Below are 12,727 nucleotides of genomic sequence, written 5' to 3'. Positions count from 1 at the left end.
AAAACGTATAAATATGGTAGATTATTTTGTTGGATGTTTTTATAATTTGTTAAACCATTTGAAATACTTCTGATTTTGGTGGGCTTAATTTCTTTGAATTAAATAAGCAATATGTGAATCCATCATTATCTTTATTTTCTTTCCATCTATATCCATCTATTTTTTTATTCAATGCTCCTACTAATTTTTTAAATTCTATACCATTATCAAAATCTGTTAATCTTTGTCCAAAAACTCCGCTGTTATCTTCTTCAAGTTTCCAACTATCATTTAACTTTAACTTTGAGAAGGCTTCTATTTTTAATAAATAATCTTGAGAGCTTTTATTTATTTTGTTATCGATATTTTTTATTGTATCATATGGGTCTTGAAATTTTTTAAATGTTTCCAGTTGTGAATTATCTATATAAGTCTTAAAATCATCCGTCATAACATTTATTTTTAAATGATACAATACATCAAGCATTCCATATATATTTAATCCATCAAAATCTATTATTTTTAACATATACATAGTTTCACAACTTGAAATGTAGTATTGATTAAATTGTTTTATTTTAACATTTTCAACTAATTTTTTAGCTGTTTCTTTTGTATCTATAAAAAAATATAGATTTGCTTTGTTTTTGTGTTCACTACCAGTTTGATACTCTGGATTTTTGAAGTTATCATCCCAATTTTTTGGTGGTTCTTCTATATCATATCGATATAATTTAGTACAAATATTAATTAAGCTCATAAATCCACTATGTTTCTTTTACCTCAAAATATACAATTTCCCATAGCCTTTCTTAAATCCTTTGTCGGCTTTGGTGTTTCGATGTTTTATTTCTTGTCCATTGAGCTTCATGATTATTCTATACAAATAAACGCCATTGGCAAGTCTGTCACCAAATTCATCTGTGCCATTCCAAGCAAACTGAGAAATATTATTGCCAATTCGGATAGCTCCGAGTTCGCTTTGTGTAATCTCTCTGACTACTTTTCCAGAAACAGTTAAAATCTGTATTTTCATTTCCTGAGGTACTTCTGAGCCTGTAAGCGTAAATACAAACCTTGTAGAACCCGAAAATGGATTGGGATAAGGTAATACATTAGTAACAGAAGACTCTGTAATCACCTCAAAACTAATCTGATAAGGCTCTATTCCTGCTCTATTGCCTTTAGCATCTTCACCATTGACACGAAGCGTATAAACGCCATCAGTGAGGTTTTTGGGTGTGAATTCTAAATCAATGTTTCTGCCTTCGCTTCTCCAACGAATATCAGGGTTACTAAACGCAATTTTTTCAAAATCGCAATTTTCACAAGGGCGTTTGAAGCGTACATCCAGACCTACTGTATCTTTTTTCTGTAAAAATGGATTATCATCACGCAAACGTATGCGTATAAGTGGATTAGGAGAAACAATATCACCATCCAAAATACGAGTACCATCAAAAGTTACATCCAAAATAGGATTTTTATTATCTCTTAAAACATCATACTTTACTTCCAATATATTGTTGTCGTAATATTGTTCAGGTACTTCTTTGGGGTTTACATACACTCTCAATACATTTTCACCATCACTATCAAATGTCTGAACAGGAATGTTAAACTCTGTAAATTCTTTGATTTTTGGGGATTTAATTTTAAATGTACGAATTTGCTCTGTACCTTTTGTTTTATTGAGCAAAGTGTATTGTACTGATAATGAATCTGTATTAAAATTTTTACCTGAAATATTTTCAAAGGCAAAAGGTACACTAAAACTTTCTCCTTCTTGTTTGGGTGTAATCTTGTATTTTTCTAAACCTACTTTTTCTGTATTCAAAAACCCTTCAGGTACTCCATCATAAATTACTTGCCAACGTTTGAGTTGTGTAGGTGTAAAGTTGATGCTATCACGGCTGTACAGTCTTAAACGCAAATATGGATAAATATTAGCATCTATATTACTAATTGCATACGCATACTGATTTTGAGGTACATTGTTATTCAAAACTACTTGCATGCCTGTATTTGTTTCACCGATAATACTCAAATTCCATACATCAGGACTATTGGAAGGTTCCGTAGTTTGTATTTTTTTGTATAAAGTTCCCCAATTGGTTGCAGGACCTATTTTGGTAGATGTAACCGTTCCTTTTGTAAAACCTCCTCCTAAATTAAAATCCAGTTGTATGGTTTCTTGGGTGGGTGTAGTGAGCGATGTGGCTATTATTTCTTGTAAACGATTTCCGCCTTTTTGTGTAAGTAAAATGTAGGGTTCACCCTCATTGAGTGTTGCCAAAGCAGCAGGGCTTGCTCCTATACTCAATAGTGCAGGTTTTGCAACATCCCAAGCAGTTTGTGTAATGTTTCCTTTGTTAAAAATAAGTACATAACTGTCTTGTGGTATCATCAGAACACCACTAGACAAAGCTCCATTGATAAGAGCTGTGTTAGAAAAATAATATACCACAGAAGGTCTTCTACCACAAATAGGAACGCCTGTACTTGTTCCTCCCAAAGCCTGAATAGGCAGTTTGCTTTCTTTATCGAAAACTACCAGAAGCAAACTATTGACTGCACAAGCATCTATATCCGAAGGGGTAATCAGTGGCAAATCGTTGAGTACACAACTGACATTGCTAAAACCACTCCCTCCATTTGGGCTATCCTTGCCAAAAGTAGTAACTCGAATTCTGTTTTGGACTTGCTGAAACTCCCATTTTCGTTGAATATCATTTTTTATAATGCCTACATCTGTACTTTTAGAAAATTGAGGAAAATGACTTTGTGACCAACCTGATGGGCTATTTTTGATATAAATAAAACTGCTTTCATCCCACAAAATATTAGGATTATTCACTGCATCAGCATAATTGACACGCCAATAATACACAATACTATCTGAAGGTAATCTATCAGTCAGTAAAGATGTTTCCCAAGTAGCTATACTGCCAGCAGGTACAATTTGAGAACGTTTAACTGGACTATTGAATCGGTTTGTTGTATCTAATTCAAATACATAATCTCTGAATTCTAGTTGTAAATTGGAGGCTTGAGCAACCAACTTTACAGGCTGACTGCTTATTATGCTGTATTCTGGCGGAAAAAGAGCTTTTGCTCCAAAATCTGGGATAAAAAATTCTAAAACGCCAATATTATTATTTTCAAAAACTTCAGGTATTTCATTTTTCCAATCTAATTGAACCTCAATTCTATTGTTACCAAAAAAACTTGTTCCTTGTGGACGTTTGATGGTAAAACTGAGTGTATCTTGTTTGCGTGGGTCATTAAATTTCTTTTCGGGTGTATGGTCTATAATTGTCCCATTGCTCAAAGTCTGGCGTACAGATATTTCAAAAAGCTGATTGGTTGTTTTGGATAAATTGGCAATGCGTACTTTAAGCTGTAAAGAGTCAGCTCTTGCTGTAATAGGTGTATTGTTAAAACCTTCTAAAGAAAGCCAGCTATTTTGAGTATAAAAATCAGGAGCATTGCCACTTTGTAGCCTTACAGCAGGGTCGCCTTGCAATGCCATTTGCTGAACATGTGCTAAATCTAGATTGGGAGAAGCTGATGTACCATAGCTACGACAAACTTGTTGATTGATTACACCAATAGGGCTTCCAAAATAAGCAGCATTAGCAAAAGCATTAGAATAAAATCTGTTTGAGTAATTATTCAGGTTTGAAGCAAAACCCAAAGAAGTATTGGCAAGCCAAGCAATACAACCTCTTTCTGCTGTAAATATCCAGTCATCTGATTGGGTAGATTTTCCTGAATATACATCACCCAAACTACAACCATTTCCAAGAAGCATTGGATATTTACCTTTGTTTCGATAACCTTGGGCATCATCAGAACATTGTCCAATTTCAATATCTGTAATATTTGCTCCAGAGTGTCCAAAAAATGTCATCAGAGCCACTCCATTATTGAGTTCATCTGCTATATTTACGTATTCAACATTTGAGTTGGTAGTTTTAGATACTGTTTTTACAGAAGCTGCTAAGAAATCGTTGATGGCTATAGTTTTGTATAATTCCAAAAAAAACTTAAGTGATGCTTGCTCCCCAGCACTGATTCCACCACTTAAATGTAAAATGTTTTTACGCCAAGTATCTCCTTTTCCAAAAGCATCTTCATGTTCTTTTACTTTATTGAGATAATTGGCAATTTGCTGAGGATTCTGAGCGACTAATCTACCTGTTGGAATAGCTGGAGCATATTGGTATGTACCATCAAAACCTGCTGTAAATGGCACATCAGACCCAGGGAAACCCCAAGTAGGTACTAAATTCAGAGAAAAATGGCTTGAATTGGTTCGGATATCATAACTTGTAAAATAGGTAAAACCATACGTTGCATCAAAAGGACGCAATGTTATAGAGTAACCTATCAAAAATAAAGATTTAGGAGAGCCATTATTATAACAATATTTGGCAAAATTACGAATAGCCATAGGGCTCACTTCTCCATAATTGAATTGGTCATATAATTGTAAGATATTGGCTACAAAAGGTCTATAACTTCCTCCTGCCACAGAAGCTCGATAGTCAGCATAAGCTTGTACTACATTACTATACCCTCCTGCCGATTGCATAAGCTTGGGGTGTGAAACAATGAGATAATCTATTTGTGAAGGATTGATATTGGCAAATGTAACAGGCTTAATATCAATTATATTTTTAAAATTATTACTTAAAAATAATCTTCTGTTGGCATTGGTATTGGGCACAATAGCCGAAATAGTACCCACACCAGTGTAGGTTATTTGAGCAATGTTATTCAAATCAGTAATATCATACAAATTGCTTCCCGAAGCTACATTTGATATATTTACCAAAGAAGTAGCTCCTACATTGGTATCTAATACAAACTCTTTTTCAGCTTGATTATTTGCATTTAAGGATTGTGGATACAATAATCTGATATATGTAACTGAAAACCAACCTCCACCACCATTATTCAAAGCTCTTACAATTAAGTTTCCATTAGTAGGTAAATCAGAAAATTCTAATTCCAAACTTAAAAAACCCTTACTATAATTACTTACAGTAGTATTTTGGATAGTTCTTAAACTACCAGTAGAAGCCCCTACCTGAAAAGCCAAAGCGGTGTTGGTTGAATTTCTACTGACAAAACCTATTTCTATGCGTGGTTTTTTGGAGGCTGTTGTAGCATTCTGAATAGAAATCAGAAAATCTCTATTACCACTATAAATAGGAGCACTTGTATGCCCCTCACCTCTATCATAGCTACTCATGTACGCAAAAGTGGCAGAAGCAAAAAAGTTTCTCCCTGGCGATAGTTGCTCTGCCAAAACATTTATTCTTTCTTCAAAAGCAAAGTTTTCAGGTGTATAGCCAATGTTAGGCAAATTCACCTGATTCATTCTTTTTCCCAAAGTACCTGTTCTAAAAGTTACAAAATAGGCTGTTGTATCAGAATGTAGATTGTAGTAAGGGTTTACTTGCTGGGACTGAATAGGATAATATAATTCTGTATCAGTAGCACCATCATTTCCTTTTCCATAAAAATCAATATAATCAGTTGTATTAAAAACGCCATCACCCTCTCCTGCTACAAAAATAGCTTGTTCTTGTCCTCTATGAAATATTTGAATGTTTTGTGGATTTACATTGGCTGGCATACCTGCACCTATCAGTTGGCTTTGTGGAATGCGGTAGAAACCTTTTTGAGTAACAGGTATTTTAAAATAACTCTGAGAAGGGTTTATCCATTCATTACCATATATTTGAGCTCTGAGCGAATTAAAATGTAAAATGAGAAACAGCGTTGTAAACCAAATATATTTCATAGCAACATTTTTCTTTTTCATTGATACACAAAAGAAACAAAAAGTAAGCAGAAATACAATAATGAGTTATCAGAAGGTTCATAACAAAAAGCCCCTCTATTACATTAGAAGGGCTTTGGTTTATTTCATTTTTACACTTTTGACAGCTTTTTGCTTTTCAAATGCTTTTTTATCAGGATTGTAGATTTCCATTTCTTTATATTCAACTGCTATTCGTTTACCTTTGAGTTCTTTTTCTTTTCCAAATACATTTTCTGAACCCTCAAAACGCTCCAAAATCATAAACTCCTCTTTTACACCATTCGAAACCAAAGTAATGATTACTAAGCCCTTCGATTTGATGCTTTCCACAGTGCCTTCTAAAGATAATGTTTTATCAACTCCTACTACTTCACCTTTCATGGTAAAATTACCACTACTACCTGCAACTTTCATAAAAGCAGGGCAGTCTTTAGTGAGTTTCAAGCCTAATTCCATACCAAAAGACTCCATTTTCTTAGGGTCTTGCATAGCATCACCATATTGTTGCATAAATTCATTCATGTTGTTCATCATGGCTTCCATTACACATGCTTGCATGAGTTGCTGAATATCTTTTTCTCCTTGAGCTGTTTTCTTTTCAATACAACCACAAGCATCTTTTGACATTTTATTCATTAAGTCCTGAGAAAAAGCAACATGAGAAAGAAGTACCAACACAGGAAGTATTAATTTTTTCATCATAATTTTATAAAGGTTTGAATTATTTATAGGTTTGCAAAATTACATTTATTTTTGGTTTCATTCAAAAGAAATAAAAGATGTTACAAGTATTTCCTTATCATATACTACAAAATTTTAGCCAAAAAGTTTTTTTAGCGATTGGTTTTTCTGAAAAAGATGCCACTTTGGCTACCAAAGTTCTTCTTAAAGCAGATTTAAGAGGCATCGATTCTCATGGAATTGCTCGTCTTTCTGGCTATGTACGACTCTGGGAAGCCAAAAGGCTCAATGCAAATCCAAAAGTAGAAAACGTGTACGAAACCCCTTCTACTGCTACTATGGATGGTGATGCAGGTGTGGGTTTGGTGGTTGCTCCTCAGGCTATGCAAGTAGCTATCGAAAAAGCTAAAAACTGCGGAACAGGTTGGGTTTCTGTGAAAAACTCCAATCATTTTGGGATTGCTGGCTATCATGCCATGATGGCTCTTGAAGCAGATATGATAGGCATTGCTTTGACCAATGCAAGCCCCATTGTAGCTCCTACTTACTCAATTGATAAACTATTGGGTACAAATCCTATTGCTGTTGCGATTCCAGCCCTTTCGCAACCTGCTTTTGTGGCTGATTTTGCTACAACTACGGCTGCCAATGGCAAATTTGAGATTTTGGAACGAAAAGGAGAAGATGCTCCTTGGGGCTGGCTACAAGATGAAACTGGGGCTATCACTACTGATACACAGGCTCGTAAAAAAGGCGGAGCTTTGCTTCCTTTGGGTAGTGACTACGAACACGGAAGCCACAAAGGGTATTGTTTAGGAGCTATTGTAGATATTTTCTCAGCTGTTTTCTCAGGAGCTAATTATGCCTCTTGGGTACCTCCTTTTGTGAGTTATTTACCCATGCCCGAAAACCCTGTGGGTGAAGGTATTGGACACTTTTTTGGAGCTATCAGAGTTGATGCCTTCAGACCAGCAGAAGACTTTAAAAAACACATGGATAACTGGATAAATACGTTCAGAAATGCCAAAGCAGTAGAAGGTAAAAAAGTGATTATCCCTGGTGACCCTGAAAGGCTTTATGAAGCAGAAAGAATGGAAAATGGTATTCCATTGATGAATGCTGTGATAGAAGATTTGAATAAGTTGGCTGAAAAATTAGGTGTTGAAAAGCTTTAAATACAAAGGCTTGAGAAAATCTCAAGCCTTTGTTATGTATATCTATTACATTATTATTGAATTGCTTTAAGCATCTCATCTCCGACTGGATCGACACCTGAGCCATAGAATTTTACGAGTTCGCCTTTTTCGTTTACCAAATATTTAGAGAAATTCCATGAAGGAGCTTGGTCATTCCAACCATTTTGGCTTTTATCTGAAAGCCATTTGTATAAAGGATGCATATCAGAGCCTTTTACAGATATTTTTTGAAACATTTGGAATGTTACACCATAATTTTTCTTACAAAAAGTAGCGATTTCCTCGTTTGTACCTGGTTCTTGGCTACCAAAATTGTTGGCAGGAAAGCCCAAAATGGTTACTTTGTTTCCATATTTCTCATGTAAAGCCTGCAATTGCTCATATTGAGGTGTATAGCCACATTTAGAAGCTACATTGACAAGTAATACTTTTTTACCTTTGTATTGACTGAAATCAATCATTTTGCCATCTATGGCTTCCATTTTGAAATCATAAAAAGACTTTTTAGTTGCTTCATCCTGCATAATTGTGGTGTTTTGTGTATTTTCTGGTTTCGATTTGATGGTATTAGCTCCAAAACAAGCAGAGAGCAACACCAAGGGAATCATGATAGATTTGAACATTGTAGTGGGAGATTTAGGTTTTTGCTTAAAAAACATTTATCTTGCTAAAAAGTTTTGAAAACAGCAAGTTTTTATTAAAAGCTTTTGCTGTTTCTTTTAGTATTAACAAATAATGTAATAAAAATGAAAAAACAAACTAAGAAAACTACCAGTAAAAAATCAACTGTTATTTCCCCTGAAAGTTTAACTCAAAAAATCAAAGAATTGCTGACTCGCCCTAAATTATGGGGATATTCAGCTCGTACCATCATCAGAGAATTGCATTTAGAAGGAAAACAAGCCAAAAGAGATGTAGAACAAGTTTTAGAAGAGCTTTTGGAAGATGGATTTATTTATCTCAATGAACATGGACGTTTCAAATGCCAAGAAGAACACCCTGATACACTTGTTGGAACAATAGATTTTGTAAACTCCAAATATGCTTATTTTATGTCAGAAAGTCTGGCTAATGACGTTCGTATTGATGCAAATGACATTGGAAATGCTTTAGATGGAGATACGGTAAAAGTAGCAGTATATTCTAGCCCATACGAAAATGCACGTATGGAGGGAGAAGTATTGGAGGTTGTGAAACGAAAAACTGATACTTTTTCAGGAATCATTCAAATATCGAAAAATCATGCTTTTTTGGTAACCAGTAGCAAAAAAATGTATGTAGATATTTATGTACCTTTATCGGATATTGGTAAAGCTCAAAACGGTGATAAAGTCATTGTACAAGTTATAGAGTGGCATAAAATTGGCAAAAAACCCGTTGGAAAAGTAAGCAAAGTATTGGGTAAACCTGGTGAACACGAAACGGAAATTCATGCAATTATGGCAGAGTATAATTTGCCTTTTGAGTTTCCTAAAAATGTTTCACAGGCTGCTAAACGTATTGGTGATGATATTACAGAAGAAGAAATTGCTAAGAGAAGAGATTTCAGGAAGGTTACCACTTTTACCATAGACCCCGAAACAGCCAAAGATTTTGATGATGCCCTTTCTCTCAAGAAACTTGAGAATGGCAACTGGGAAATTGGTGTACACATTGCTGATGTAAGCCATTATGTAAAATCCAATTCGATACTCGATAAAGAAGCTTTTGAAAGAGCTACTTCGGTATATTTGGTAGATAGAACGATTCCTATGCTTCCAGAAAGGCTTTCAAATGAACTTTGTTCACTCAATCCGCATGTAGATAGACTTACTTTTGCAGCTGTTTTTGAGTTGGACAACAACGCCAATTTAATTTCAGAGTGGTTTGGAAGAACTGTCATTCATTCTGCAAGACGTTTTACTTACGAAGAAGCTCAGGAACGTATTGAAACTAAAAAAGGAGATTTTGCTAATGAAATCAATATTTTAAATGATTTAGCCAAGAAAATATGTGCAGAACGTTTTAAAGATGGTGCTATCAGTTTTGAAACCCCCGAAGTAAGATTTGTTTTGGATAAAAATGGTACGCCTATTTCGTTGCAACCTAAAATCAGAAAAGAGGCTCATAAACTCATTGAAGAGTTCATGTTGCTTGCCAACAAGCGTGTAGCAGAGTTTATTTACAATATGGGCAAAGGCGATAAACGCCCTACAATGGTGTATAGAATCCATGAAGCTCCTGACAAAGAAAGACTTGCAACTTTTGCTCGTTTTGTGGCTCGTTTGGGTTATAAAATTGAAACAGAAGGCAAAAAGATGTCCGCTTCTTTCAATAAAATGACTGAAGCCTTAGAAGGAAAGCCCGAACAAGATGTACTTCAGAATTTGGCTGTTCGTACCATGTCGAAAGCAAAATACAGTACTGATGCTATTGGACATTTTGGTTTAGCATTCAAACATTATACACATTTTACATCTCCTATTCGCCGTTATCCTGATGTGATGGTTCACAGGCTTTTAGAGCATTATCTAGAAAAAGGAAAAAGTGTATCGAAAGATGCTTATGAAGAAAAATGTAAACACTCATCGGATAGAGAAAAACGTGCTGCCGAAGCAGAAAGAGCTTCCATCAAATACAAACAAGTAGAGTTTATGAAACTCAAAGATGATGGCAGAATTTGGAATGGTATTGTAACAGGTGTAACAGATTTCGGGATTTATGTGGAGATTATTGACACCAAATCGGAAGGGATGGTACGCATGAGCGAACTAAAAGATGATTTCTATGAATTGGATGCTCAAAATTATAGAATTGTAGGCAAGAAAACAGGAAAAATCATTGCATTTGGCGATAAAGTACAAGTAAAAGTCATAGATGCCGATTTACAAAAAAGAACGATAGATTTAGAGCTTGAAGGTTCTTCGCATACAAAAACTATTAAAAATGTTGTAGGAAAAACAACCAACCAAAAAACTGTACGAAAAAGTAATAACAGCTACAGACGAAAAAGATAAAATATCCTTTTTTATGAAATTGATATATGCTTTATTTTTAATTTTAGGGCTTTGTTCAGCTAATATGCCGAACAAAGCCCCTATTGTTTCTGACACCAGTAAAGTTTTACCAAAAGAGCAAAAGAGTATTACTTATTTTGAGCTTAAAACGGCTTTAGAGAAGCAAAAGGGTAAAAAATTAAATTTCACAGAAAGATTAGCTACCAAAATACTTGTAAAGAAGCTAAATAAAGCTACTTCTTCTCAGAAAAACAAAAAAAAACCTATTCACCCTGATAGCAAAAAGGCTTTTTTATTTGGTTTGTTGGCTTATCTGACACTATTTCTTGGAATAGGTTTCATTCTTGCCATTTTTGCTATTATTTATGGCATCAGAGCAATTGGTAAAACAGGCAAGAAAAAGGAGTTTCGAGGGCGAGGTTTGGCTATTATAGGGCTTATTTTGGGTGGGTTTCCTTTCCTGATAGGCTTAATTCTTTTGATTTGCTTGGCAATGCCTATTTTCTTTGGCATTTCGATATGTTTTTAAAAAAATTTTATAGTGTTCTTTCTTGTGAGCCTACAGAAAAAATATTAGGTAAAAATTATTGATGGCTGGTTGCTAAAAAACTATCTATTTATTCTAAAACAACTCATTCAAAAATCAACGTTAAACTTTAAAACAATTTATAAGTATGAAAAACACATTTATTATAATTTTGCTATTTATATCAATAAGTTTGTTTGGACAGAAAGATAATACTCCTGCTGAAGAATTATCACCATTTTTTGATATTTCCCCAGACAATAAGAATCTCGTAATATCTATATCAAATAAGGAAGGCTCATCTTTGTATATTTATTCTCTTATAAATCATAAGATAACACCTTTGACAACAACTAAAGGATATTACACCAACCCTATTTATTCACCAAAGGGAGACAAAATACTTTTTTTATCAAAAGATTTAAATTCAGAAAATAGTGATTTATATTCCATTCATTTAGAAACAAAAAAAATAAAAAATCTAACAAATGGGAAAATATATGTTACAGAGGCTTCTTTTTTACCTAATGGAGAGAAAATTCTATATTGTGGAGCAGAAGTTGTAACCAATTACTCTCCAATGGCAAGAAAAGCTCCACACAAAATTGATTTATATTTAACAGAATATGATGCTGATAAATCTCAAAAACTTACAAACTTTCGTGCTTACCAATTGTCAAATATACAACCAAATAAAAAAGGAGATACGGTGCTTTGCAAGCTTATTAGCAATAATGCTACTGAAGGATTTTATTTACTTTCACTTGCTGATACAGTAAAAACGAAAGTAGAAGTTATTAATAATCCACGACCAGAAATCAAGGATAATTTTTATGGCACACCAGCCTTATCCCACCACAATAAGCAAATAGCTTTTACAGCTCCTTATCAACTGTATATCATGAGTTTAAAAGACCATAAATGTGAAGAAATTTGGTCATCTTTTGGTAAAGAAGAACAAGCAATGCCTATTTTTCTTCGTTTTGATAAAAAAGATGAAAAAATATTTTTTTCAATTCTAACAATTGTGAATAGAAGATATAATTTTAATGCAAAAATTTATTCCTTTGATATCAAAACAAAGAAACTAACACGGATTGAGATTCCTTTAAGGGATTAAATAAAATATATTTGAAAATATGGCAAATAAAACGCTTACATTCTTTTTTCTTGTTTTATTTTTCAGTTGCCAGCAAGCTAAAGAATAAAAAACTGCCAAAAAAGTGATTCTATTCTGATAAAAGAGTTTAGAGAACAAGAAAAAAAATGAGACACCCTGGTGAAGTAGGATTGTATAAATATCAATGGAATGGGCTTAAAATTGATACTATGGAGTTCATTTATCCTCTTCTTAGTCATAAAAATGAAGAATTAAACATAGAGTTTATTAAAACAAAAAAACCTGTATATAAACCAAATACTAAGGATGGAGTTCTATTAAAAGAAGTTCCCAAAGAATATTTGAGTGTTACAGATTATGAATGGTTTGAGATGTTTAAAAAATAATATAGAT

At 33.8% G+C, this 12,727-nt stretch carries 9 protein-coding genes; 5 read left to right on the top strand and 4 right to left on the bottom strand.

Features of this window, described 5'->3' with window-relative positions; genetic code table 11:
- Positions 1–49 precede the first annotated feature (49 nt).
- The 3 genes from AD998_11320 to AD998_11310 all read right to left on the bottom strand — a co-directional run bounded on the left by AD998_11320 (position 50) and on the right by AD998_11310 (position 6,514).
- A complete protein-coding gene (locus tag AD998_11320) occupies positions 50–739 on the bottom strand; it encodes a hypothetical protein (GenBank protein ID KOY86653.1) in 690 nt (229 codons plus the stop codon).
- 18 nt (positions 740–757) lie between these two features.
- Positions 758–5,794 (bottom strand): hypothetical protein, encoded by a 5,037-nt coding sequence (locus tag AD998_11315; GenBank protein KOY86652.1) that lies wholly within the window; start codon positions 5,792–5,794, stop codon positions 758–760.
- Between the two features lie 120 nt (positions 5,795–5,914).
- Entirely contained in the window at positions 5,915–6,514 is a 600-nt protein-coding gene (locus tag AD998_11310) for a hypothetical protein (GenBank protein ID KOY86651.1), read from the bottom strand.
- An 80-nt stretch (positions 6,515–6,594) separates the two neighbouring features.
- Here AD998_11310 and AD998_11305 point away from each other — a divergent pair, with 80 nt between their 5' ends.
- Positions 6,595–7,671 carry a malate dehydrogenase gene (locus tag AD998_11305; protein KOY86650.1) on the top strand — a complete coding sequence of 359 codons (1,077 nt, stop codon included), beginning with the start codon at positions 6,595–6,597 and terminating at the stop codon, positions 7,669–7,671.
- A 53-nt stretch (positions 7,672–7,724) separates the two neighbouring features.
- Here AD998_11305 and AD998_11300 read toward each other — a convergent pair whose 3' ends face one another.
- Positions 7,725–8,300 carry a glutathione peroxidase gene (locus AD998_11300; protein ID KOY88165.1) on the bottom strand — a complete coding sequence of 192 codons (576 nt, stop codon included), beginning with the start codon at positions 8,298–8,300 and terminating at the stop codon, positions 7,725–7,727.
- 138 nt (positions 8,301–8,438) lie between these two features.
- On the opposite strand from AD998_11300, the gene AD998_11295 reads away from it, so the two are divergent.
- From AD998_11295 to AD998_11280, 4 genes are all read left to right on the top strand, one after another.
- A complete protein-coding gene (locus tag AD998_11295; protein KOY86649.1) occupies positions 8,439–10,688 on the top strand; it encodes a ribonuclease R in 2,250 nt (749 codons plus the stop codon).
- 13 nt (positions 10,689–10,701) lie between these two features.
- Positions 10,702–11,217: a hypothetical protein gene (locus AD998_11290; GenBank protein KOY86648.1), complete on the top strand. Its 516-nt coding sequence runs from the start codon at positions 10,702–10,704 to the stop codon at positions 11,215–11,217.
- Positions 11,218–11,362: 145 nt separating this feature from the next.
- The gene (locus AD998_11285; GenBank protein KOY86647.1) at positions 11,363–12,334 is read left to right on the top strand and encodes a hypothetical protein; all 972 of its coding nucleotides are present in this window, start codon (positions 11,363–11,365) and stop codon (positions 12,332–12,334) included.
- A 146-nt stretch (positions 12,335–12,480) separates the two neighbouring features.
- Positions 12,481–12,720, top strand: coding sequence for a hypothetical protein (locus AD998_11280; GenBank protein ID KOY86646.1), 240 nt, complete (start codon positions 12,481–12,483; stop codon positions 12,718–12,720).
- Positions 12,721–12,727: the final 7 nt, after the last annotated feature.

It is taken from the genome of bacterium 336/3, assembly GCA_001281695.1.
In the GTDB taxonomy this organism is placed as follows: Bacteria; Bacteroidota; Bacteroidia; order Cytophagales; family Thermonemataceae; genus Raineya.
The sequence above is the reverse complement of the archived record's forward strand: the minus strand, read 5'-3'. Positions and strand labels throughout refer to the sequence as shown.